The organism is Staphylococcus sp. HMSC065D05, from assembly GCF_001813195.1.
Classification (GTDB): domain Bacteria; phylum Bacillota; class Bacilli; order Staphylococcales; family Staphylococcaceae; genus Staphylococcus; species Staphylococcus epidermidis.
This window is the reverse complement of the sequence record NZ_KV811730.1, coordinates 1-24,594: the sequence shown is the minus strand read 5'-3', so window position 1 is coordinate 24,594 and position 24,594 is coordinate 1. Positions and strand designations below refer to the sequence as shown.

General features: G+C 32.4%; 20 protein-coding genes. 16 read left to right on the top strand and 4 right to left on the bottom strand.

Features of this window, described 5'->3' with window-relative positions:
- The first annotated feature begins 220 nt into the window (after window positions 1-220).
- Complete coding sequence (locus tag HMPREF2897_RS01770) at window positions 221-1,558, top strand: aspartate aminotransferase family protein (protein WP_002447050.1); 1,338 nt, start codon at window positions 221-223, stop codon at window positions 1,556-1,558.
- Between the two features lie 127 nt (window positions 1,559-1,685).
- Here HMPREF2897_RS01770 and HMPREF2897_RS01765 read toward each other — a convergent pair whose 3' ends face one another.
- Window positions 1,686-3,137, bottom strand: coding sequence for an APC family permease (locus HMPREF2897_RS01765; protein ID WP_002490588.1), 1,452 nt, complete (start codon window positions 3,135-3,137; stop codon window positions 1,686-1,688).
- Between the two features lie 539 nt (window positions 3,138-3,676).
- On the opposite strand from HMPREF2897_RS01765, the gene HMPREF2897_RS01760 reads away from it, so the two are divergent.
- From HMPREF2897_RS01760 to budA, 4 genes are all read left to right on the top strand, one after another.
- On the top strand, window positions 3,677-4,558 hold the full coding sequence (locus HMPREF2897_RS01760) for a cidABC operon transcriptional activator CidR (protein WP_002447052.1): 882 nt from the start codon (window positions 3,677-3,679) through the stop codon (window positions 4,556-4,558).
- 835 nt (window positions 4,559-5,393) lie between these two features.
- Window positions 5,394-6,344: an L-lactate dehydrogenase gene (locus HMPREF2897_RS01755; RefSeq protein WP_002490664.1), complete on the top strand. Its 951-nt coding sequence runs from the start codon at window positions 5,394-5,396 to the stop codon at window positions 6,342-6,344.
- A 62-nt stretch (window positions 6,345-6,406) separates the two neighbouring features.
- Window positions 6,407-8,071 carry an acetolactate synthase AlsS gene (gene alsS / locus HMPREF2897_RS01750; protein ID WP_002447054.1) on the top strand — a complete coding sequence of 555 codons (1,665 nt, stop codon included), beginning with the start codon at window positions 6,407-6,409 and terminating at the stop codon, window positions 8,069-8,071.
- A 111-nt stretch (window positions 8,072-8,182) separates the two neighbouring features.
- Entirely contained in the window at window positions 8,183-8,887 is a 705-nt protein-coding gene (budA, locus tag HMPREF2897_RS01745; RefSeq protein ID WP_070592521.1) for an acetolactate decarboxylase, read from the top strand.
- A gap of 397 nt (window positions 8,888-9,284) precedes the next feature.
- On the opposite strand, the gene HMPREF2897_RS01740 is transcribed toward budA, so the two are convergent.
- The gene (locus HMPREF2897_RS01740) at window positions 9,285-10,154 is read right to left on the bottom strand and encodes an oxidoreductase (RefSeq protein ID WP_070592519.1); all 870 of its coding nucleotides are present in this window, start codon (window positions 10,152-10,154) and stop codon (window positions 9,285-9,287) included.
- Window positions 10,155-10,229: 75 nt separating this feature from the next.
- Here HMPREF2897_RS01740 and panB point away from each other — a divergent pair, with 75 nt between their 5' ends.
- From panB to HMPREF2897_RS01710, 6 genes are all read left to right on the top strand, one after another.
- A complete protein-coding gene (gene panB / locus HMPREF2897_RS01735) occupies window positions 10,230-11,048 on the top strand; it encodes a 3-methyl-2-oxobutanoate hydroxymethyltransferase (RefSeq protein WP_070592518.1) in 819 nt (272 codons plus the stop codon).
- Window positions 11,041-11,901: a pantoate--beta-alanine ligase gene (gene panC, locus HMPREF2897_RS01730; protein ID WP_002486870.1), complete on the top strand. Its 861-nt coding sequence runs from the start codon at window positions 11,041-11,043 to the stop codon at window positions 11,899-11,901. The genes panB and panC overlap by 8 nt, the downstream gene beginning before the upstream one ends.
- Entirely contained in the window at window positions 11,894-12,280 is a 387-nt protein-coding gene (panD, locus tag HMPREF2897_RS01725; protein WP_002475660.1) for an aspartate 1-decarboxylase, read from the top strand. The genes panC and panD overlap by 8 nt, the downstream gene beginning before the upstream one ends.
- Window positions 12,281-12,701: 421 nt before the next feature.
- Window positions 12,702-13,712, top strand: coding sequence for a zinc-ribbon domain-containing protein (locus HMPREF2897_RS01720; protein WP_070592516.1), 1,011 nt, complete (start codon window positions 12,702-12,704; stop codon window positions 13,710-13,712).
- 3 nt (window positions 13,713-13,715) lie between these two features.
- A complete protein-coding gene (locus tag HMPREF2897_RS01715; RefSeq protein ID WP_070592515.1) occupies window positions 13,716-15,050 on the top strand; it encodes a zinc ribbon domain-containing protein in 1,335 nt (444 codons plus the stop codon).
- Between the two features lie 306 nt (window positions 15,051-15,356).
- A complete protein-coding gene (locus tag HMPREF2897_RS01710) occupies window positions 15,357-16,043 on the top strand; it encodes an epoxyqueuosine reductase QueH (RefSeq protein ID WP_153647446.1) in 687 nt (228 codons plus the stop codon).
- A gap of 42 nt (window positions 16,044-16,085) precedes the next feature.
- On the opposite strand, the gene HMPREF2897_RS01705 is transcribed toward HMPREF2897_RS01710, so the two are convergent.
- Together HMPREF2897_RS01705 and HMPREF2897_RS01700 are read right to left on the bottom strand one after the other, a co-directional pair.
- Entirely contained in the window at window positions 16,086-16,355 is a 270-nt protein-coding gene (locus tag HMPREF2897_RS01705; protein WP_002496714.1) for a hypothetical protein, read from the bottom strand.
- Between the two features lie 93 nt (window positions 16,356-16,448).
- Entirely contained in the window at window positions 16,449-17,513 is a 1,065-nt protein-coding gene (locus HMPREF2897_RS01700) for a quinone-dependent dihydroorotate dehydrogenase (RefSeq protein ID WP_070592513.1), read from the bottom strand.
- 223 nt (window positions 17,514-17,736) lie between these two features.
- On the opposite strand from HMPREF2897_RS01700, the gene HMPREF2897_RS01695 reads away from it, so the two are divergent.
- The 5 genes from HMPREF2897_RS01695 to HMPREF2897_RS01675 all read left to right on the top strand — a co-directional run bounded on the left by HMPREF2897_RS01695 (window position 17,737) and on the right by HMPREF2897_RS01675 (window position 24,423).
- Complete coding sequence (locus HMPREF2897_RS01695) at window positions 17,737-18,594, top strand: fructosamine kinase family protein (protein ID WP_070592512.1); 858 nt, start codon at window positions 17,737-17,739, stop codon at window positions 18,592-18,594.
- A 206-nt stretch (window positions 18,595-18,800) separates the two neighbouring features.
- Window positions 18,801-20,180 carry an amino acid permease gene (locus tag HMPREF2897_RS01690; RefSeq protein ID WP_070592511.1) on the top strand — a complete coding sequence of 460 codons (1,380 nt, stop codon included), beginning with the start codon at window positions 18,801-18,803 and terminating at the stop codon, window positions 20,178-20,180.
- A gap of 300 nt (window positions 20,181-20,480) precedes the next feature.
- A complete protein-coding gene (locus HMPREF2897_RS01685; RefSeq protein ID WP_002447066.1) occupies window positions 20,481-21,539 on the top strand; it encodes a PTS sugar transporter subunit IIC in 1,059 nt (352 codons plus the stop codon).
- Between the two features lie 99 nt (window positions 21,540-21,638).
- Window positions 21,639-23,063, top strand: a complete 1,425-nt coding sequence (locus tag HMPREF2897_RS01680) for a phosphate--AMP phosphotransferase (RefSeq protein WP_070592509.1) — start codon at window positions 21,639-21,641, stop codon at window positions 23,061-23,063.
- A 652-nt stretch (window positions 23,064-23,715) separates the two neighbouring features.
- Window positions 23,716-24,423, top strand: coding sequence for a lysozyme family protein (locus HMPREF2897_RS01675; RefSeq protein WP_070592508.1), 708 nt, complete (start codon window positions 23,716-23,718; stop codon window positions 24,421-24,423).
- Window positions 24,424-24,594: the final 171 nt, after the last annotated feature.

Below are 24,594 nucleotides of genomic sequence, written 5' to 3'. Positions count from 1 at the left end.
ATATCATCTAAGACTCAAGGACATATATTTCTTTATCACAAAAGAATCGAAACGAAAATATTTTTAATTATCAGAAAATATTTACAAATCTGAAAATTGTTAGTATATTGATTACTATCCTATTAGTATTGATTTATTTTAAAACGATAGCAGTTGATAGTTTTATAGCTTCAAATGTAGATAGCTATATTAAAAAGAGTCATTATTGGGAGGGAACTCAATGAGTAAAGTTAGTCATTTGATAGATGAAGATGAACGTTATTTTGCACATTCTGGACGGATTAAATATTATCCTCTAGTTATTGATCATGGTTATGGAGCCACGTTAATCGATATAGAGGGTAAGTCTTATATTGATTTATTAGCAAGTGCAAGTTCACAAAATGTGGGTCACGCTCCGAAGCCAGTAGTTGAAGCAATTAAGAACCAAACTGAGAAATTCATTCATTATACACCGGCATATATGTATCATGAACCGTTAGTGCGATTATCAAAAAAATTATGTGACATTGCTCCTGGAAATTATGAGAAGAGAGTTACTTTCGGATTAAGTGGCTCTGATGCTAATGATGGGATTATAAAGTTTGCACGTGCGTATACAGGACGTCCATACATCATAAGTTTTACCAATGCATACCATGGTTCAACATTTGGTTCATTATCAATGTCTTCAATTAGTTTGAATATGCGTAAGCATTATGGACCATTACTTAATGGATTTTACCATATACCTTTTCCCGATAAGTATAGGGGGATGTTTGATCAAGCTAAACCTAACACGGTTGAGGAATATTTAGCGCCTTTAAAAGAAATGTTTGCAAAATACGTCCCTGCGGAGGAAGTGGCATGTATTGTGGTTGAAACAATTCAAGGTGACGGTGGCTTACTTGAACCCGTACCAGGTTATTTTGAAGCATTACAAGAGCTTTGCCACGCTCACAATATTCTTATTGCAGTTGATGATATCCAACAAGGATTAGGTCGTACAGGAAAGTGGAGTTCCGTGGATCATTATCATTTTACTCCAGATTTAATGACATTTGGAAAGTCATTAGCTGGTGGTTTACCAATGTCTGCGATTGTAGGTCGTAAAGAAATCATGGAAAGTCTTGAAGCACCTGCACATTTATTTACAACTGGTGCAAATCCTGTAAGTTGTGAAGCAGCATTAGCAACGATAAAGATGATTGAAGATGAAGATTTACTAAACGCCTCATGGAAAAAAGGGAATTATGTTAGAAAAAGAATAGACCCATGGATAGAACGTTACCAATATGTAGGTGATGTTCGAGGTATTGGATTATCAATTGGAATAGACATAGTATCAAATAAAATTGAGAAAACTAGAGATTCTGAAGCAGCATTAAAGATATGTAATTACTGCTTTGAAAATGGTGTGATTATCATAGCAGTTGCGGGTAATGTTTTAAGATTTCAACCACCACTTGTGATTACCTATAAGCAACTTGATAAAGCATTAGATACAATAGAACAGGCGCTTGAAAAGTTGGAAAGAGGAGAATTAAATCAATATGACATTAGTGGTCAAGGTTGGTAAGAAAAAAGTAGATGAATAGCAAAGCCTCGACACTAAATAACAATATTAATATAGGGAGTGGGACAGAATTCATAACGAGTTCGTTGTCCTACTCCCTATATTTTAATTTAATCTATGGGTCTTTCATTTATTCTCTAGGTACTTGATACGCTTCTTCATCATTCTTTTTGGAATGTCTAATTCCATAAATTAAATAAATAATTATACCTACAATAAACCATATCAGTGTATACAATTTAGCTTCAAAACTTAATCCCCAAAATACTAGCAATACTAATATAAATGTAATTGCAGGCAAAATAGGATATAAAGGTAATTTAAATTCTGGCTTAGGTAAATCTTTCCCTTCGCGTTTTCTTAATCGATACATGGCTAGTGACACAAACATGAATGCAACAAGGGTACCTGCGGAAATCAATTGTGCTAAGAAAGCAAACGGGAACATTGATCCGATAACTACACCAATGATTGTAAGTAAGACAAGTGCTCGATTAGGTAAATGTTTGTGATTTAATTGACTTAACCAAGAAGGGAGTAAACCATCTCGTCCAAATGAATATAATAGACGTGAACCTGCAAGCATCATACCAATTAATGCAGTGAACATACCGATAACAGAAATTGCTTGAACAATTGCAGCAATAATACCATGACCACTTTCTCGTAATGCCCAACCTACTGGCTCTGCATTATCAGCATATTGAGAGTAGTGGAACATGCCAACAAGAACAAGTGCTACGGCAACAAACAATACAATAGCTACTATGAGTGATCCTAAGATTCCTCTAGGCATTGTCTTCTGTGGATTAATCGCTTCAGCTGAATTAGCAGCAATAGAGTCAAAACCAATATAAGCTAAGAAAATCATTGAAACTCCAGCATAAATACCTTGCCAACCTCCAAAATCACCAGTATCAGTAACCTTATGTTCTGGAATAAATGGTATATAGTTACTGAAATTTATCGCAGTGAGCCCTACAATCACAAATAAAATGATGGCTAACACCTTTAGAATAACCAATATATTTTCCATACGAGCAGCTTCGTTCATTCCGCGTGATAATAGTAATGCAGTTAAAATAATCACCACAGCAGCAATGATATCAATGACACCACCGTTACTTCCAAATGGATTAGATAATGATTTAGGTAAAGAAATACCTAATGGTGCAATAAGACCTCTTAAGTTAGCAGAAAAGCCGGAAGCAACGAAAGCAACAGCAATAAAGTATTCTGCTAAAAGCGCCCAACCGGCAACCCATCCGAATAATTCACCAAAAAGTACATTAATCCATGAATAAGCTGATCCTGCAAAAGGCATTGTAGATGCCATTTCTGCATAAGTAAAGGCTACAAGACCTGCCACAATAGCAGCTAATAAGAATGACAACGAAACAGCAGGTCCGGCATGCTCAGCCGCGACAACACCTGGTAAAGTGAAGATAGATGTAGAAACAATTGTACCAACACCTAGTGCAAGAAAGTCGCGTACACGTAGCGTGCGTTTAAGATGCCCATCTTTATTTTGATAAATAGTAGGATTCTCTTTCCGAGTCATCCGATTAAAAAAACTTCCCATAACAAACCTCCATAACATCAACTTACTATTAACATGAGTCAGCAAACATTCCTTAACAATACGTATTAAAAATCATCTACATGTAGATAAATGAGTTGGCTGATTCTGATAATTAATATAATAGCACAGAAGATAAATGTTTTGTCTAAAAATTCTGAAAAATTAATAAAAATTATTTTCACAGTGATTAAGTTAATATAGTTAAATTTCAATAGGGACAAATATAAATTGAATGTTAATATCACAGGAGTTTTAAATTATGGTATTTGTCATGTATTTCTTCACATGATTTATAAATTAGTAAAGTAACTATATTTGTAAAACATGTTATCGTAAAAGAGAGCATCGTGATACTGATGAAAAATAATCGGTATTAGTCAATTGAAACAAATATATACAAGGATTTATTGTTTAATCAGTGTTAGTGTAAATGAATAATTGAAGAAGTTATGTCGATGAAAAAATGCTAGATATCAAACGATGGTTCTATGTGAAGAAATATCTATCAATCAAATGTTAATAATTAAGGATGAATATAAATGGAAATTAAACAAATTAAATATTTCGTAGAAGTTGTACGACAAGGTGGTATGACGCAAGCATCTGAACACTTATACATTGCGCAGTCAACGATTAGCAAAGCGATTAAAAATATTGAAAATGAATATGATATTACATTGTTTGACCGGTCACAAAAACAAATAAAACTAACAGATATAGGTCAAACATTTTATGATAATAGTTTAGAATTTTTAGCTTTATTCGAGAAATTATCTTTAGAAATGAATGACATTGTGAACGTTCAAAAAGGTCATATTAAAATAGGATTATCACCAATGATGAATGTTCAAATGTTTACAAATGCATTGAATCAGTTTCACAGACTCTATCCTAATGTGACATATGAAGTGATTGAGGGTGGTGGTAAAATTGTTGAGAACTTAACATCTAATGATGATGTGGATATTGGTATTACTACACTACCTGTAGATCACAGTGAATTTCATTCAACTTCTTTGTATAACGAGGAATTACTATTAGTAGTAAGTAATGACCACCACTTAGCACATTTAAATAAAGTAGACATGGCAGATTTGAAAGATGAAGAGTTTGTTTTATTTCATGATGATTATTATTTAAAAGATCAAATTATAGAGAATTGTAAAAGGCTAGGCTATTACCCTAAAACTGTTGCTAATATTTCTCAAATTAGCTTTATCGCTAACATGATTCAACAAGGAATTGGAATAAGTATCGTTCCAGAAAGTTTAGTTAATTTAATGGGGAATAACGTAACGTCCATTCAATTAGAGAATGTTGAATTATCATGGCATCTTGGCGTGATATGGCGAAAAGATGCTTATCTCAATCATGTAACTCGCAAATGGATCGAATTTATTTCTGAGATGAAACCAACATAGCTTAATACTTAGTAAAGGATTTTATATCAAAGTCGATATAACAACTTGTCTATTTTTAATAACGCCAAAGATATGTTAGAGGCACGAACACATTTTTAATGTATTGTACATATGCACTTAAAATTCATTAAGGTACACTAATAGTTCTTGCTCCACTATTTAAATATTAAAATGACTAGTACATAAATTGAAGTGTGCTTTTCAAGTAGGTGTTTATACTTAAATAACTGAGCCTGAGACATTGATATTTGTCTCAGGTGTTTTGTGTATTGGAAGTTGATGGCTTAGTTTTAAAATGTGCCGATGTTAAACTTTTATATTATAAATTCTTGAAAAAGGTATGCGACGGTAGATATTTTAATCAATTACGATTTTTCGATGCTTTGACGTTATACTTATTGATAAATATTTGGAATTCATTGTATTTAATTGTTAGTTTATACATAGAGGTGGGTATGGCCTAGTAGGTAGTCTTTTAATAAAGGTATTGAATTGATGTCTTTATTGTCGAAAAAAGACCGCGATTAACTCACATTCGTTTATTTCATATATGAACAAACAAAGTATTACATTTTTCTATAGGAAACCTATTCCTTTTATGAATGGTTAACATCGTTATTATGTATTTTATTAATACTTTGTCACGTACTATAATAATAAACGTAATAAAGTTAGTCGCTGAGTTGATTACTTCAGAAAAGTGTTGAAAAATTGTCATTAAAATGAATTTTTTATATCTGAACTGAAGTAAAATTCTAGTTATTTTAATAGAAATATTATACAAATAAGCTAACACAGTTATTTGTGTAACTTTATTATGAAGGAGTTCGTTAAAATGAAAAAATTTGGGAAAAAAGTTGTTCTAGTAGGAGACGGTTCCGTAGGTTCAAGTTATGCATTTGCTATGGTGACTCAAGGAATTGCAGATGAATTTGTAATTATTGATATTGCAAAAGATAAAGTGGAAGCAGACGTTAAAGATTTAAACCATGGTGCACTTTACAGTGCTTCACCAGTGACTGTAAAAGCTGGAGAATATGAAGATTGTAAAGATGCAGATTTAGTTGTTATTACAGCAGGTGCACCTCAAAAACCGGGTGAAACTCGTTTACAACTTGTTGAGAAAAATACTAAAATCATGAAAAGTATCGTAACTAGTGTCATGGATAGTGGCTTTGATGGTTTCTTCTTAATTGCTGCAAACCCAGTTGATATTTTAACACGTTATGTTAAAGAAGTTACAGGTTTACCAGCTGAACGTGTTATTGGTTCTGGTACAGTGCTTGATAGTGCAAGATTCAGATATTTAATAAGTAAAGAATTAGGTGTTACTGCAAGTAGTGTTCACGCTAGCATTATAGGTGAACATGGTGACTCTGAACTTGCAGTTTGGTCTCAAGCAAACGTTGGAGGTATTTCAGTGTATGATACATTGAAAGAAGAAACTGGTAGCGATGCTAAAGCGAATGAAATTTATATTAATACAAGAGATGCTGCTTACGACATCATTCAAGCTAAAGGATCTACGTATTATGGTATAGCTCTAGCATTATTACGTATTTCTAAAGCTTTATTAAATAATGAAAATAGTATTTTGACAGTTTCTAGTCAACTTAATGGTCAATATGGATTTAAAGATGTTTATCTTGGCTTACCAACACTTATCAATCAAAATGGTGCAGTTAAAATTTATGAAACACCATTAAATGATAACGAACTACAATTACTAGAAAAATCAGTGAAAACTTTAGAAGACACTTATGATTCTATAAAACATTTAGTTTAAAACTTATAAGAATGACGAAGATGTTTTGAATGAACTTAATTTTTGAAAGGAAATGAATATAAATGGCGGAAAAACAATATTCTGCAGCACAAATGGTAATTGATACTTTAAAAAATAATGGAGTTGAGTATGTATTTGGTATTCCAGGTGCAAAAATCGACTACTTATTTAATGCACTAGAGGATGACGATCTTGAATTAGTCGTTACGCGTCATGAACAAAATGCAGCGATGATTGCACAAGGTATTGGTCGTTTAACAGGAAAACCAGGTGTGGCTATTACTACAAGTGGCCCAGGGGTAAGTAACTTAACTACTGGTTTATTAACTGCAACTTCTGAAGGTGACCCTGTATTAGCTATCGGTGGTCAAGTTAAAAGAAATGACTTATTACGTTTAACACATCAAAGTATTGATAATGCATCATTACTTAGATCCTCAACTAAATATAGTGCAGAAGTACAAGATCCAGAATCACTATCAGAGGTTATTACGAATGCAATGCGTACAGCTACTTCAGGTAAAAATGGAGCGAGCTTTATCAGTATTCCACAAGATGTTATTTCATCACCTGTCAAAGCTGATGCAATTTCATTATGTCAAAAACCACATCTTGGTGTACCTTCAGAACAAGAAATTAATGAAGTGATTGAGGCTATTAAAAATTCTAAATTCCCAGTATTATTAGCTGGAATGAGAAGTTCAAGCCAAGCTGAAACAGAAGCTATTCGCCGTTTAGTTCAAAAAACAAATTTACCTGTTGTTGAAACATTCCAAGGTGCCGGCGTAATTAGTCGCGAATTAGAAAATCACTTCTTCGGTCGTGTTGGTTTATTTAGAAACCAAGTGGGTGACGAATTACTTAGAAAAAGTGATTTAGTTATCACAATCGGTTATGACCCTATTGAATATGAAGCAAGTAACTGGAATAAAGAATTAGATACTAAAATCATCAATGTCGACGAAGAACATGCTGAAATCACAAATTACATGCAACCAGTTAAAGAGTTAATTGGAAACATTGCAAGTACAATCGATATGATTTCTGAACATGTAAATGAACCATTTATTAATCAAGATCATTTAGATGAACTTGAAAAATTAAGAGGCGAAATCATAGAAGCAACTGGAATTAAAGCAACTCACAAAGAAGGTGTGATGCACCCAGTTGAAATCATTGAAACAATGCAAAAAGTTTTAACTGATGATACTACTGTAACTGTAGATGTGGGAAGCCATTACATTTGGATGGCTCGTAAATACAGAAGTTACAATCCTAGACATTTACTATTCAGTAACGGTATGCAAACTTTAGGTGTTGCACTTCCATGGGCTATTTCAGCTGCACTTGTACGTCCAAATACACAAGTTGTTTCTGTAGCTGGAGACGGTGGTTTCCTATTCTCAGGACAAGAATTAGAAACTGCAGTACGTAAAAACTTAAATATCATTCAATTAATTTGGAATGATGGTCGTTATAACATGGTTGAATTCCAAGAAGAAATGAAATACAAACGCTCTGCAGGTGTAGAATTTGGACCAGTTGATTATGTAAAATATGCAGAATCATTTGGCGCTAAAGGATTACGTGTGACTAATCAAGAAGAATTAGAGGCAGCACTTAAAGAGGGTTACGAAACTGATGGACCAGTATTAATTGATATCCCAGTTAACTATGCAGATAATGTTAAATTATCTACAAATATGTTACCCAATGCTTTAAATTAATATATTAATCAATGATACTAAGTTGAATTTTAATAGAACGCACTCTAAGGTTGAAAGGCTACCTTAGGATGCGTTTCTTCAAGTAATGAATATTAATAGGAGTGATTATGAATGACTAATGTATTGTATCAACACGGAACATTAGGAACTTTAATGGCAGGTTTATTAGAAGGAACTGCTTCAATTAATGACTTATTAGAGCATGGTGATTTAGGTATTGCTACGCTTACAGGTTCTGATGGAGAAGTAATTTTTGTTGATGGTAAAGCTTATCATGCAAATGAACATAAAGAGTTTATAGAATTGACAGGCGACGAAATGACACCATATGCAACAGTTACAAAATTCAAGTCAGACTCAAGTTTTAAAACTTCTAATAAAAATCAAGAAGAAGTATTCGATGAAGTTAAAAAACAAATGACAAGTGAAAATATGTTCTCAGCAGTTAAAATTTCAGGAACGTTTAAAAAAATGCATGTACGTATGATGCCTGGTCAAGAACCTCCATACACACGTTTAATTGATTCAGCTCGTAGACAACCTGAAGAAACACGTGAAAATATCAAAGGTTCAATCGTAGGTTTCTTCACTCCAGAATTATTCCATGGTATTGGTTCTGCAGGTTTCCATATTCACTTTGCAAATGATGATCGTGATTTCGGTGGTCATATTTTAGACTTTGAAGTGGATGATGTGACTGTTGAAATACAAAACTTTGAAACATTTGAACAACACTTCCCAGTAGATGCTAAATCATTTACTGATGCTGACATTGACTATAAAGATATAGCTGATGAAATCAGAGAAGCTGAATAATTGTTAGCTAGATGTACCTTAACTCCAAACATTATAGACTACGATGATTTGTATACTAAATAGATGAGGGATAGGATAAAATATGTATTGAATATATTGTCTTATCCTGGTAACGAATCCCAACATAGAAAATTTCTGAATGAAACTCACAATGTTGGGATTTCTTGTACTACTATTGAAAAAGTTTGATATAAATAACTTCTTCAATTCAAGTATAGATTGTCTGTACGTTAACAAAGCCTAGGACATGAATTTGTGTTCTAGGCTTTGTTGTATGTTTATGATGGTTAGAATTTATAAAGTAAACGCATTTCAAATATGAGGTTGTTTATTTGTAGAATAAAGACATTTATTTGAGAAAAAGTCATATTTTTTAATGAATGATTCACCTAAGATATCAATCTGGTTGGGTGTATTCGAGGTGATAAGCGTATAAAAATGTATAAGCCATATCTAGATAGGGTGTTTCTAAATGATGTTTTTTTGCACATTTATATATATAACCCTGTATGGCCTCGACTTCAAGAGGGTGCTTGTTAATGACATCGTAATACATACTTGTTCCCATTTCGTCTGGATAACCTTTATAAATATTTAAAATATCATCAACGATATGATCTTCAAAGTCAATTTGTTCAGCTCTAGCAACTTTAAGACCATCAACTAATATACGACGACATATCGACTCAATATGAGGAGATTTTAAAATTTTAGCTGGTTGACGTCCAATAGCAGTGATGGTATTTATACCTAAATTCACTAATAATTTATACCAAATGCTTTTTTCAATATTTTCTTCTAAAACCACCTCTATTTTGGAAGGACGAACCATTTGCTTGAATTGACGAGTTAGTGTGCTATCTTGAATACATAGTTGGTAATCTCTGAAATGTTGAACCTTGTTGTTGACTTTTTGTCCGCTAATATAGACGACTGCTTGAAAGACATGTTGATATGGAAGTTTATTAAGCTGTCCATAGCCATTTTGTGCTAAGATAATGAGCGAATTATCATGAGTGATTTTAGGTAATTGTTTAATGACGTCATCCAATTGATGTGTTTTAACAGCTATGATAATGACATCAAAAGTATGATTAATATGATTAAATGAAGTCACTTTAATATGACATCCATTTGTAGTATTTTCTGGGAAATAGGTCATTAATTTATCTTGCCGGCCGATGAGTTCCGTATCTGGTAGAACTTTTTTTAATTCAACAGCTAATGTTGTACCCACTGCACCTGAACCTATAATGGCAATTGTCATAACTTTATTCTTTCCTTTCTTTTTACGATTCATTATACTATTGCTAATAATAAAGGAAATTGAGGGTGAAATGAATTGAAAACTTTAAATCATTTAAACAAAATGAAGGCATCACAGCAAAAGATTTCTATGGTTACAGCTTATGATTATCCTAGTGCTAAGCAAGCACAACAAGCTGAAATTGACATGATTTTAGTAGGAGATTCTTTAGGAATGACAGTGTTAGGATATGATAGTACTGTTCAAGTAACATTGAACGATATGATTCATCATGGTAAGGCTGTTAAAAGAGGTGCTCCGGATACATTTATAGTTGTTGATATGCCTATAGGGACTGTTGGTTTAAGTGATGAAGAAGATTTAAAAAATGCACTTAAGCTTTATCAAAACACGAATGCTAACGCTGTCAAAGTAGAAGGGGCTCATCTTACATCATTTATTCAAAAAGCAACTAAAATGGGTATACCTGTTGTTTCTCACTTAGGTCTTACACCTCAAAGTGTAGGTGTAATGGGGTATAAACTTCAAGGGGATACAAAGGCAGCCGCTATGCAACTTATCAAAGATGCTAAAGCAATGGAAACTGCTGGTGCAGTAGTACTGGTTTTAGAAGCCATACCTAGTGATTTAGCTCGAGAAATTAGTCAGCAACTCACTATTCCAGTTATAGGTATAGGGGCAGGTAAAGATACTGACGGGCAAGTATTAGTTTATCATGATATGTTAAATTACGGTGTTGATCGACACGCTAAGTTTGTTAAACAATTTGCAGACTTTTCAACCGGTATTGATGGATTAAGGCAATATAATGAAGAGGTTAAAGACGGGGCGTTTCCTTCTGAAAAGCATACTTATAAAAAACGTATTATGGATGAGGTAGAGCAACATGACTAAAGTTATTACAAAAATTAATGAAATGCAATCTATTGTTAAACAATATCAACGTGAAGGTAAAACAATAGGATTCGTTCCGACTATGGGAGCTTTACATGATGGTCATTTAACCATGATGAAGCAATCTGTAAACGAAAATGATCTCACGGTTATTAGTATATTTGTGAATCCCTTACAGTTTGGTCCAAATGAGGATTTTGACGCTTATCCACGTCAACTCGATGATGATGTGGATGCAGTAAAAAAGTTAAAAGTGGACTATGTTTTCCATCCAAGTGTAGATGAAATGTATCCAGAAGAATTAGGTGTTCATCTCAAAGTTGGACATTTAGCACAAGTATTAGAGGGAGCACAAAGACCTGGACACTTCGAAGGTGTTGTGACCGTGGTCAACAAATTATTTAATATTGTGCAACCAGATTATGCCTATTTCGGGAAAAAGGATGCGCAACAATTAGCTATTGTTGAAAAGATGGTTAAAGACTTTAATCTTCCTGTACACGTTATTGGCATTGATATCGTAAGAGAAAAAGATGGTTTAGCCAAAAGCTCTAGAAATATTTACTTGACCTCTGAAGAACGAAGAGAGGCAAAACATTTATATCAAAGTCTACGCTTAGCAAAGAATTTGTATGAAGCGGGTGAACGAGATAGCAATGAGATTATAAGTCAAATCGCTGCGTATTTAAACAAAAATATTAGTGGACATATTGATGATTTGGGTATTTATAGTTATCCAAATCTTATACAACAATCAGAGATTCATGGACGAATATTCATATCATTGGCAGTTAAATTTTCTAAAGCAAGATTGATAGATAATATAATTATTGGAGATGACTATATTGATTAGAACATTTATGAACTCAAAAATCCATAGGGCTAGAGTTACAGAATCTAATTTAAATTACGTTGGAAGTATAACAATAGATGCCAATATATTAGATGCGGTTGATATTTTACCCAATGAAAAGGTTGCTATTGTTAATAATAATAACGGTGCTCGATTTGAAACATATGTCATTGCTGGAGAACGTGGTAGTGGAAAGATGTGTTTAAATGGCGCGGCTTCAAGGCTAGTTGAAGTTGGAGACGTCATTATTATTATGACATATGCACAATTAAATGAAGATGAAATGGTAAATCACTCACCAAAAGTAGCTGTGTTAAATGAAAATAATGAAATTATAGAAATGATAAATGAGAAAGAAAATACGATATCAAATGTATAAGAGATGAGATGGAATTCATTCTCAATTGATAGGTTCATTATCGATTTTAAAATCAAAAAACTGAAAAGTTATAAATAAGATGATGATTGAACCAATAAATTACTAAGAGGATGATTAAGAGTCTGGACACAAGGTATATGGATGTCCAGACTCTTTTTTATATTTCAATGATATTGTTTTGAAATAAATGTCTAAATAGTAATAATGAAGTAAAATGTCATGCTATTACTATAAGTCAATTTGAGAATATATGAGTTGAAAAAGTGGCGGAAAATATATACTCCTTTATATGAAATCTATGTACCACAATTCACTATACCCGATTAAATAAATAAGATTTTTAGGATTTTTATAGAAAACAATATAAATAAAATGATATAATTTAAAAGATTACAAAATATTTATTGTAGGAGGGTTTTATATGCATTGTCCGAATTGCGGTAATCCAATAGAAGATGATGATTTATTCTGTGGTGAATGTGGGCATAAAATAAGTCGACATCCACAGTCAGTCAGAAATGCAGAAAGTGAAATAACAAAAGCTGAAAAGAATGATGAAGAACAAAACATAACATCAAATAATAAAGAAAACAACGTAGCGACTCATCAAAATGTTGATTCAACATCTCATGATGAGACTAGATCAAATGAAAATGACGTAGCAGATTCAACATTACAATCTAAGCAGTCACATAATGATATCCAACAATCAAATCTCTCTACATACCACCAAAGACCTCAACATCGAGAAATTCCTCAAAATCAACACAATCACAATCAACAACAAAGTCAAATAGGTCAACAAGCTAAACAAGTAACAAATGAAAGTAAAGGGTTCTTTAAAAGTGCATTTACTGCACCTGATAAAATCATTCAAACTAATCATGTTTTCAGTTTTAAATTATTATTATCATTATTAATAATCGGTTTTATTGTATTAGCAATTTTACTCGCTTCCGTAATACCAGTTGAGATTGGTATTTTCGGTACTACAAGAGGTAGTTTGGTAACGAGTATCATTTTCGGTATTATTCTATTTTTGGTTGTCATAGTAGGTGCAATATTTGGACTTACACGTTTAGTAGTTAGACAACCTATTACCTTTAAAAAAGTATTATCAGACTATGTGTTAATTAATAGTGTTTCGTTAGCAATTTTAATTATTTCTGTAATTTTAACATTAGCAGAATCATACAGCTTTGGCGGAAGTATAGCATTATTGTCATTATTATTATTTATTGCTTCTGGTATTTATCTAATTGCGAAGTATAGCACAGGTAATCAAACAAGAATATCCAGCTTTTATGGTGTGATTATTTATATCATTATTTTGTTCTTATTTATTCGTATTTTTGGTGAGGCATTTTTCCATCAAATATTTGGTGATTTTATAGAAGAACTAGGAGATTTATTTGAAGGAGGAACTTATTAAAATATGAAATATTGCAGTCATTGTGGTCAACCTCTTCGAGAAGGTGTAAAGGTATGTACAAATTGTGGTACATCTGTGAGAAATGATGGAACTAATTATAAATATTCAGAACAACGCTATTCTCATCATCAACCACGTTCCAATAAGAGTAATAAAAAAACTTGGTTGATTATTATTATAGTGTTAGCTATTATCATTGCTTTGGTAGTAATCTTTACTATAGCTAAAAATCAAATGTCACCAGAAAAACAAGCGACTCACATTGCACATGCTATCAAAAAAGACGATGCTAAATCGTTATCTAAGCAATTAACATCAAACAATCATCGTTTAAGTGAAGAAGAAGCACGTGCGTACTTAAAGTATATTAAAGCAGAAAATGATTTAAAGCATGTTGCTGACAAAGTTGAAGAAAACACCAAAGATATTAAAAATAATCACTATAACAATTTATCTGTAGATGCAAATGGTAATAATATTTTAAATATATCTAAAGACGGAAAAAAATATGTTTTTTTTGATAACTATCAATTTAATGTTCCTCAAAAAACAATTACGCTCGTTTCAAGTGATAGTGGTGAAATTACTTATGAATTTAACGGGGATAAACATCATATTTCTGTAGAAGAAGATGACGATAAAGAATTAGGAACATTTCCTATCGGTGATTATAATTTAAAAGCATCAAAAGACATGGAAGGTAAAAATTTTAAAGGCGCTATTACAATTGATATGAGTGAAAGTGATAGTATTGCATATGAATCGTTTAAACAAAAACGTTTTAATGTTGATACTGAAGGCGGATATATATTAGATAATGTAAAAATATATGCTAATGGTAAAGAAATAGGAGATGGTTTTTCATCAGAAACATATGGTCCTTATGATCCAGATGAAGAAGTTATCGTTCACGCTGAAGGTTCATACGAAGGAAAAACTTTTAAATCGAATTCGGTTAATGTAGCAAGTGCAAGCGAAAAAGATGGTGGTGTGACAGATGTCACAGTCAAATTCGATGAAGAAGCTATTGATCAGTATGTCGATAAAAAATCAGATGAAAAATACGATGATGATTCAGATGACGAGTCAGATAACGATTCAAGTAGTGGTGAAGTAACGCGTGAAAATGTAATTGATAAAGTAGAGTCATATGAAGGACATACACTAGATACTGATACGTATACGTATAAAGAACCTGAAAAAACCGGTGATGGTAAATGGGGCTTTTCATTCTTAGATAAAGATGGAGATTTAGCTGGATCGTACACGGTAGACATTGACGACGGTTATGTTACAGAATATGACGAAGATGGTGAAGAAGTTGGATCTGGTTATTAATATTTAATGCAAGAACCTGAGGCAAAAATAATTGTCTCAGGTGTTTTATTATAGTGGGAATTGATGACTAATTTTAAAGTAGCTATGTTACAAATTTTTATTTTTAGGACTTGTTGTTAAAATGTGGCAATACACGCAATTCGAATTCGGTCACTTTTTTAAATTTTTTAAGAGTTAAAGTCGAATTGTCTTGTACGTTCAATATTTCCTTTATATATTCGGTAATATATAATATTATTAAATAATGTGTTATGTAGATGAAAGAGAGGTCATATTGTGATTGAAGCGAATCAAATTTTAGCTAAAATGAAAAATCAAAAAATCAACTATGATAAAGTATTAAGAAAGATAATTTCTCAATGGGAACGTGATGGAGAACGTCCAAAAATCTTACTTCATAGTTGTTGTGCACCTTGTAGTACATATACGTTAGAATTTTTAACACAATATGCGGATATAGCGATTTATTTTGCGAATCCTAATATACATCCCAAAAGTGAATATTTAAGACGTGCTAAAGTTCAAGAACAATTTGTAAATGATTTTAATAATAAAACAGGTGCAAATGTAAAGTATATTGAAGCCGAATATGAACCGCATAAATTTATGAAAATGGCAAAAGATAAAGGTCTAACTGAAGAGCCGGAAGGTGGACTAAGGTGTACGGCTTGTTTCGAGATGCGATTAGAAATTGTTGCAAAAGCTGCTTTAGAACATGGTTACGATTATTTTGGTAGTGCAATCACACTCTCTCCAAAGAAAAATGCCCAATTAATCAATGAACTAGGTATGGATGTACAAAATATATATAATGTAAAATATTTACCAAGTGATTTTAAAAAGAATAAAGGGTATGAACGTTCTATCGAAATGTGTAATGATTATAATATTTTTAGACAATGTTATTGTGGCTGTGTATTTGCAGCGATGAAGCAAGGTATAGATTTTAAACAAATAAATAAAGATGCTCAAGCATTTTTACAACAATTTTAAAATATAAAATGTGCCTACTCATATGAGTAGGCATTTGTATATTTATATCGTTTTTTGTATGAATCGTATGATGGCTATCACTGCAATGACAATCATTGAAACGAAAGATAAGATTTTGAAATGCTTACTTTTTGTTTCTTTATCAGATTCTCCATTTTCCATCATTTCCTGTAGTTCTCGTTCTATCTCAAGATCCAAATCAGTTTTTTGATAACCATTTAAACCTTGTCTATCTATATGGTCATTTTGATGTTTATGGTTGTTATTACTATCTTTTTTAGTATCGGTATCTGCTTTGTTATTTTTACCCATGATAGGACCTCCAATGAATAATAGCGTTCTTAAACTTTTATACATTATTTATTAAATTATTCATTATTTAAAAGGCAGTTTCATAATTGTAATTTATGCATCTAAACCAATAATATCACTTACATTAGCATAACCATGTCGAGTTAAATAATGCGCGATTTCTTTATTCATTTTCTTAGTCAAACCTGGTCCTTCAATGACTAATGAAGAGTATATTTGTAGTAATGACGCACCGTTTCTTAACATTTTGATAGCATCTTCAGAACTGAATATACCACCAGTTCCAATAATTAAGAAGTTACCTCGTGTTTGTTGATAGGCATATTTAACCAGCTGTAAGTTTCTTTCGAATAATGGTCTGCCACTCAAACCACCTTCTTGAATTTTATTTTTTGAATTTAATCCATCGCGTTGTCGTGTGGTATTTGCCAACATAACCCCATCGAATGTATCTGTAATTGAAGGCAAGATTTTTTTAAAACCATCTAATTCCATATCAGATGTTAACTTTAAAAAGATAGGTACATTAATATTGTTCTTAGCTTTAAATGTTTTTAAAGCATCACATAGCATCGAAAATTCATCTTCGTCGTGAAAGTTTTGGAGATTTTCTGTATTTGGGGAGCTAATATTCACTGTAAAGAATGAGACATCATTTTTAAATGTATCGATCACTTTAATGTAATCTTGATAGCGATTTTCATAAGAAGTTGTTTTATTCACACCAACATTTAATCCTACTGGTATTGAGCATGAATGATTACGTAAATTACTTAATGCTTTATCCATACCCTTATTATTGAATCCCATACGATTGATGAGTGCATCATCTTCTAGTAAACGATACATGCGTGGTTTTGGATTACCTGGTTGAGGCTTAGGTGTTATACCGCCGAGTTCAATTGCACCGAAGCCAATGTTTTCAAGTGCTTTTGGAACTTCACAAGATTTATCAAAACCTGCAGCTAACCCGATAGGATTATCAAAAGAAATACCGTGAATATGTTGCGTTAATATTGGATTGTTATAAGTAAATAACTTATTAACGATAGGTAAAATGGGTGAACATTTTTGAACACACTTCAACGCATTGATGGTCAAACCATGTGCTCGTTCAGGATCTAATTTGAATAATAAAGGTTTAACTAATTTGTACATATAAATGCTCCTATTTCATTATATTTGAGGCTTACTATCCCCAGTTAATATGTTTGAAATTCATTCTTTTAATAGACTAGCATTTTCATGTAAAATTTCATAGTTAAATATTAGAAAGTTAAAAAATTGACTTAATTTAATAATATAAAGAAGTTAAGATTAATGTTTTCATTATAGGTAATATAATAATGTAGATATAATATAAAGTTAAGAGGGTGAGAAAATGAATGAACAATGGATGAGCGCATTGCCGCTTGACAATGTGAAAGACATTTCTCCAGTAAGTGGAGGCGATGTAAATGAAGCATTTAAAGTCACTACAGTTGAAGAAGATACTTTTTTTCTACTCGTTCAACGTCAACGATCAGAAGCCTTTTATGCCGCAGAAATTGCAGGACTAAATGAATTTGAAAATGCAGGTATAACAGCTCCAAGAGTAATTGCAAGTGGAGAGATAAATGGAGATGCATATTTATTATTAAGTTTTCTTGAAGAAGGTAGTCAAGGGAGTCAAAGAGAACTTGCTCGATTAGTTGCTAGAATGCATAGCCAATACCAACAAGATAATAAATTTGGATTCCGTTTACCGCATGAAGGTGCAGATATTTCATTTGATAATTCATGGACTGAGACATGGAAAGAGATTTTTATAAATCGTAGAATGGATCACATACAAGATGAGTTATTACGTGTAGGAATGTGGAAACAAGAAGATAAAAAGATGTATGAACGTGTAAGAAAAGTTATTGTTGACGAGCTATCAAATCATACTAGTAAACCTTCTCTGTTACATGGTGATTTATGGGGAGGTAACTATATGTTCTTAACAAATGGCCAACCTGCTTTGTTTGATCCTGCACCACTTTACGGCGATAGAGAGTTTGATATAGGAATCACTACAGTGTTTGGTGGATTTACACAAGAGTTCTATGACGAATATAATCAACAGCTACCATTAGCCAAGGGATCACAAAAGCGTATAGAATTTTATAGATTATATTTACTTATGATACATTTACTTAAATTTGGAGGTATGTATGCCGATAGTGTACAACGCTCTATGAAAATCATTTTAGAATAAAGAACATCGACCTCACTAAAGATATCAACGGGCTTTAGTGAGGTTTTAAAAAATAAGATTGATTGAAAATTTTAAAAATAGGGTATATTTAAATTTGTAATACTATTTTTCTATAATTAAAAGAAATTTATTATAAAACAAGGGGTATGACGTACGACATCATTTTCAGTCAGTGATTTACTCTATGAAATGGAGAAGAAAAGATTATGGCAGATAAACTGCAAAGAGAATTAAGCAATAGACATATACAATTAATTGCGATTGGCGGGGCTATTGGAACAGGTTTATTTCTTGGTGCTGGCCAATCTATTCATTTAGCAGGACCATCTATCTTATTAACATATATAATAGTAGGTTTTGTTCTCTTTATGTTCATGAGAGCTATGGGAGAATTACTGTTATCCAATTTAGGATTTAAATCGTTTGGTGATATTGCCCATCATCATATTGGTTCTATGGCAGGTTTTATGGTGGGCTGGACATATTGGCTAACATGGATTATTTCAGGAATGGCAGAAGTGACTGCTGTTGCCAAGTATGTTGCCTTCTGGTATCCAACAATTCCAAACTGGTTAACAGCTGCAGCGACGATTTTAGTTTTAGTTGCTTTAAATCTATTTAGTGCTAAATTATTTGGAGAATTAGAATTTTGGCTTTCTATTATTAAAGTTTTGACTATTTTAGCTTTGATAGCTGTTGGTGTTGTTATGATTGTATTTGGAATGAAGACAAGCTATGGCCCTGCAACGGTGACGAATATATGGAAAGACGGAGGCATTTTCCCTAATGGTACACAAGGTTTCTTCATGTCATTCCAAATGGCAATTTTCTCATTTATTGGTATTGAGTTGATTGGAATAACTGCAGGAGAGACTAAAAACCCTCACAAAACAATTCCTCAAGCAATTAATAATGTACCGTTTAGAATATTATTATTTTATGTAGGATCGTTAGCAGTTATCATGTCTGTTGTACCATGGCAACAATTAAATCCTGCTGACAGTCCATACGTTAAAATGTTTGGATTAGTTGGAATCCCTTTTGCAGCAGGTATTATTAACTTTGTTGTGCTCACAGCCGCAGCGTCTTCTTGTAATAGTGGTATATTCGCTAATAGCCGTACGATGTTTGGATTAGCTGGAAGAAAGCAGGGTCCAGCATTCTTACATAGAACCAATAAGCACGGTGTACCACATTATGCTATTTTAGTGACATGTGGCTTATTAAGTATTTCAGTCGTGTTAAATGCAATTTTTAAAGATGCGACTAAAGTGTTTGTACAAATTACAACATTTTCAACTGTTTTAAATATTATGATTTGGACAATTATTATGATTGCGTATCTAGGTTATTTAAGACATGATCCGAAACAGCATAAAGAGAGTAACTATAAAATGTGGGGCGGAAAATACATGGCTTACAGTATTTTAGGGTTCTTTGCATTTATTTTTATTATATTATTGATTAATAGTGCAACGCGTTATGCCGTACTTTCTGCACCCGTATGGTTTGTTATCATGCTATTGATGTATCAAAAATATAAAAAAGAATCTCGCAAAGCTAAAATTGAAACTGAGGAAGAGTAAAGCACTTATTATTTCAAATAGGGTGAGTTAGGTAACACTTCATAACGTTAGTATTTAAACTAAAGGTTATGAAGTGTATTTTAATTAAAAAATTAATGTTTTGAATTAAATGGCAAATAAGTTATCTTAATTTTCAGAAAAATATGGTATACTATTGAGCATAGTCTTGAATGTCATATATGCATTTCACTAATTATCCCTCTAAGTTACAGCATCTATGAAAGATTTAATTGAATCATATATAGGCTTCGAGACTCTTTTTATACATAATTTTACTTAGCACATTGGGAGGTTTAACTTATGTCGACGATAAAAAATATCGATGGACCAAAGGATTTTATTTTTAGAGTGTTATCAGGGGTAGCAATTGGAATAGTAGCCGGACTCGTTCCAAATGCGATTTTGGGAGAAATTTTTAAATACTTTATGCAATATCATCCTATTTTCAAAACTTTATTAGGGGTCGTTCAAGCCATCCAATTTACAGTGCCAGCGCTTATTGGAGCATTGATAGCTATGAAGTTCAATATGACACCATTAGCAATAGCTGTAGTAGCAAGTGCTTCATATGTTGGGAGTGGTGCAGCTCAATTTAAACAAGGTACATGGGTAATTACGGGAATTGGTGATTTAATTAATACGATGTTAACTGCGTCCATCGCCGTGTTACTTATTTTATTAATAGAAGAACGTGTTGGTAGTATGGCTTTAATTGTTTTTCCGACAGTTGTTGGTGGTTTAGCAGCTACAATCGGCGTATTTACTTTACCATATGTAAGGTTAATTACTACGGGAATTGGTAACATGGTTAATAGCTTTACTGAATTACAACCAGTGTTTATGAGTATGTTAATCTCTATGGTGTTTAGTTTTATAATCATATCGCCATTGTCAACTGTTGCCATAGCTATTGCTATTGGATTATCAGGTATTGCTGCAGGATCTGCTTCAATAGGTATAGCAGCAACAGAAGCTGTATTATTGATTGGTACCAGCAAAGTTAATCATGTAGGTATTCCTTTATCAATATTTTTCGGTGGGGTGAAAATGATGATGCCAAATATGGTTAAATACCCTGTCATTATGATTCCGATTTTCTTGACAGCGGCAATATCTGGTATTGCTTCTGGAATTATTGGTATTTCAGGAACAAAAGAATCAGCCGGATTTGGTTTTATCGGAATGGTTGGACCTATTAATGCCTTCAAATTTATGCATGTTGATTCTGCATGGTTAAGTTTATTACTTATTGTCATCGCCTTTTTTGTTGTGCCGTTTCTAGTTGCATGGATTTTAGATTTAATACTTAGAAGATTTATTCATTTGTATGAGAATGATATTTTTAAATTTATGGGATAAACCGTCATCTCTCTTCGACGTTTGAACGTTGAAGAGATTTTTCTATGTTAAAATATAATAATATAGCATCTAACTTTAACATATATAGAGGGTGAAATGATGTCAGGGAAACTAGAAGAATTACAATTGAAAGTATCTCGATTAAGTCGACGTACTCATGAATTAGGTATTCCAATTATGGTATTATTTGAGGGGATTCCTGCTTCAGGGAAGACACGTTTATCAAATGAATTACTATTGCACCTAGATGCCAAATATTCGCAATTTATAGCTACTAAATCGCCAGAATCAAACGATTTACGTTATCAATTTTTACAAAAATATTGGAATACGTTACCGCAAAAGGGTAATATAAATATTTATTTTAGAAGTTGGTATTCACACTTTTTAGATTATAAAGAAAATAAAATTAAGCATGATCAATATAAAAATTATGATGTTTTAGTCAATCAAATTTATCATTTTGAATCGATGTTAAAGGATGATAACTATGAAATTATAAAATTTTTCATAGAAATAAATGAAGAAAAACGCAATGAACATATTCAACAGACAAAAGATAATCCATTAACTAGATGGAAAGTTCAAGAATATGAAAATGTTATACCTCAAGAAAGTTATCTAAATCAAATGCATCAATTCATCAACAAGGATAAAGATTGGAAAGTCATCGATTACACAGAGCGTGAGCATGCTTTTGAAAAAATGTACTTACATTTAATAGATAGACTTGAGCAAGTTATAAAAAAAGTCGAACAACAAACGACTAAAGTTAACGGTAAGTTCACATCAAGCTTCACGACTTCTTTATTTGATAATAATCTTGAGAAAGTAGACAAAAAAACGTATAAAAATCTCATTGTTGAATTGCAACAGAGAATGAGAGAAATCCAATTTGCTTTATATGAAAGAAAGATTCCTCTTGTTTTGGTTTTCGAAGGTATGGATGCTGCCGGTAAAGGTGGCAATATTAAACGTATTAGAGAAAAACTAGATCCAACAGGGTATGAAGTGAATGGTATTAGTGCACCTACGGATGTCGAACTTAATCATCATTATTTGTGGAGATTTGCTAAAAAGATGCCAAAATCAGGTCATATAGAAATATTTGATCGTAGTTGGTATGGTCGTGTACTAGTTGAACGTGTAGAAGGTTTTGCGAGCCAGAATGAATGGCAACGTGCATCTGATGAAATTAATCAATTTGAAAAGATGTGGACAGATGAAGGTACAATCATTTTAAAATTCTTCTTGAGCTTAGATAAGGATGAGCAGCTAAAACGTTTTAAAGACCGTGAAAATAATCCTGATAAACAATGGAAGATTACTGAAGAAGATTGGCGTAATAGAGAAAAATGGGATGAATATTTAGAAGCAAGTCAAGATATGATTGAATCTACAAACACTTCATATGCCCCTTGGTATATTGTCCCGGCAGATCATAAAAAAACGGGTCGGATTGAAGTACTTAAAACAATTATTAGGAAATGTGAAGAAGTACTATGGGGAGTTAAAACGTATTAATTTTAAATAAAAATCTCGGGAGTGAGACCGTGGATAAAGCATTATTCATTGGTCTCACTCTCTTTTTTAATATAATGAAATGTTTATGAATGAAAATACTGTGTTTCTTCTATTATATATTCTAAAAGGATAACTCACCTATATAGAAAAAGGTAACGTCGTTTAATACAAAAGATATTTTGAGTTCCAAATTGATACATAGCGTTATATTTTGTTTATTAAAGAATAAAAGTTAAAAAGTAATCTCATTAAAATGAACAAATCTTCATAAAAAATGATAATACTTAGAATCAAATAGTTAGAATTATTTCATTTATGTAACAACATTGCAATCTGTAATTTTACAGATAACTTAATATAATGGTATTTCAGCTTGAAACACGATGTAATTACTTAAATTAAGATGGAATATGAAACTAATATTAAGAAATTATATGTTACAAACTGAAATATATCTGTTTTAAGATTACAAAAGAGTGTTGATATTGTAACCTTTTGTAAGGAACGTGTAATATACAAAGGCGATTTTTATGATATAGTGGGTAACGTCAAAAGTTAACAAAAAACATTTTCAATATAGCACAACGAATTTAAAACATTTAAATAACAAAACAAACAAATTTTAAATTTATATCTGGAGGATTTATATATCATGAAAAAAACAGTTATCGCTTCTACATTAGCAGTATCTTTAGGAATTGCAGGTTATGGTTTATCAGGACATGAAGCACACGCTTCAGAAACTACTAACGTTGATAAAGCACACTTAGTAGATTTAGCACAACATAATCCTGAAGAATTAAATGCTAAACCAGTTCAAGCTGGTGCTTACGATATTCATTTCGTAGACAATGGATACCAATACAACTTTACTTCAAATGGTTCTGAATGGTCATGGAGCTACACTGTAGCAGGTTCAGATGCTGATTATACAGAATCATCATCAAACCAAGAAGTAAGTGAAAATGCACAATCTAGTAACACAAATGTACAAGCTGTTTCAGCTCCAACTTCTTCAGAAAGTCGTAGCTACAGCACATCAACTACTTCATACTCAGCACCAAGCCATAACTACAGCTCTCACAGTAGTTCAGTAAGATTATCAAATGGTAATACTGCTGGTTCAGTAGGTTCATATGCTGCTGCTCAAATGGCTGCACGTACTGGTGTATCTGCTTCAACATGGGAACACATCATTGCTAGAGAATCAAATGGTCAATTACATGCACGTAATGCTTCAGGTGCAGCTGGATTATTCCAAACTATGCCAGGTTGGGGTTCAACTGGTTCAGTAAATGATCAAATCAATGCAGCTTATAAAGCATATAAAGCACAAGGTTTATCTGCTTGGGGTATGTAATCCAAATCTAATAATATAATTAGAAAAGTGGGACAACATTCGTTGTCCTCTCAGCAACGAGGACTAAAATTGACTCTCTTATATATAAGTAAGTTTTAATTTTAGTTATCGAGGCAATAAATTAAAAAGCCTAGGACACATGGTACTGACCCCCTTAAACGGGAACTTAAT

What these genes read in the sequence shown, in the direction of transcription:
- HMPREF2897_RS01740 (WP_070592519.1), bottom strand. Translation starts at nt 10,154, where the DNA reads ATGACAATTGCCATTATAGGTTCAGGTGCAGTGGGTACAACATTAGCT.
- HMPREF2897_RS01765 (WP_002490588.1), bottom strand. Translation starts at nt 3,137, where the DNA reads ATGGGAAGTTTTTTTAATCGGATGACTCGGAAAGAGAATCCTACTATT.
- HMPREF2897_RS01710 (WP_153647446.1), top strand. Translation starts at nt 15,357, where the DNA reads ATGAAAAATCAAAAAATCAACTATGATAAAGTATTAAGAAAGATAATT.
- HMPREF2897_RS01690 (WP_070592511.1), top strand. Translation starts at nt 18,801, where the DNA reads ATGGCAGATAAACTGCAAAGAGAATTAAGCAATAGACATATACAATTA.
- panC (WP_002486870.1), top strand. Translation starts at nt 11,041, where the DNA reads ATGACTAAAGTTATTACAAAAATTAATGAAATGCAATCTATTGTTAAA.
- budA (WP_070592521.1), top strand. Translation starts at nt 8,183, where the DNA reads ATGACTAATGTATTGTATCAACACGGAACATTAGGAACTTTAATGGCA.
- HMPREF2897_RS01680 (WP_070592509.1), top strand. Translation starts at nt 21,639, where the DNA reads ATGTCAGGGAAACTAGAAGAATTACAATTGAAAGTATCTCGATTAAGT.
- HMPREF2897_RS01755 (WP_002490664.1), top strand. Translation starts at nt 5,394, where the DNA reads ATGAAAAAATTTGGGAAAAAAGTTGTTCTAGTAGGAGACGGTTCCGTA.
- HMPREF2897_RS01760 (WP_002447052.1), top strand. Translation starts at nt 3,677, where the DNA reads ATGGAAATTAAACAAATTAAATATTTCGTAGAAGTTGTACGACAAGGT.
- HMPREF2897_RS01685 (WP_002447066.1), top strand. Translation starts at nt 20,481, where the DNA reads ATGTCGACGATAAAAAATATCGATGGACCAAAGGATTTTATTTTTAGA.
- HMPREF2897_RS01700 (WP_070592513.1), bottom strand. Translation starts at nt 17,513, where the DNA reads ATGTACAAATTAGTTAAACCTTTATTATTCAAATTAGATCCTGAACGA.
- alsS (WP_002447054.1), top strand. Translation starts at nt 6,407, where the DNA reads ATGGCGGAAAAACAATATTCTGCAGCACAAATGGTAATTGATACTTTA.
- HMPREF2897_RS01770 (WP_002447050.1), top strand. Translation starts at nt 221, where the DNA reads ATGAGTAAAGTTAGTCATTTGATAGATGAAGATGAACGTTATTTTGCA.
- HMPREF2897_RS01695 (WP_070592512.1), top strand. Translation starts at nt 17,737, where the DNA reads ATGAATGAACAATGGATGAGCGCATTGCCGCTTGACAATGTGAAAGAC.
- HMPREF2897_RS01715 (WP_070592515.1), top strand. Translation starts at nt 13,716, where the DNA reads ATGAAATATTGCAGTCATTGTGGTCAACCTCTTCGAGAAGGTGTAAAG.
- HMPREF2897_RS01705 (WP_002496714.1), bottom strand. Translation starts at nt 16,355, where the DNA reads ATGGGTAAAAATAACAAAGCAGATACCGATACTAAAAAAGATAGTAAT.
- HMPREF2897_RS01720 (WP_070592516.1), top strand. Translation starts at nt 12,702, where the DNA reads ATGCATTGTCCGAATTGCGGTAATCCAATAGAAGATGATGATTTATTC.
- HMPREF2897_RS01675 (WP_070592508.1), top strand. Translation starts at nt 23,716, where the DNA reads ATGAAAAAAACAGTTATCGCTTCTACATTAGCAGTATCTTTAGGAATT.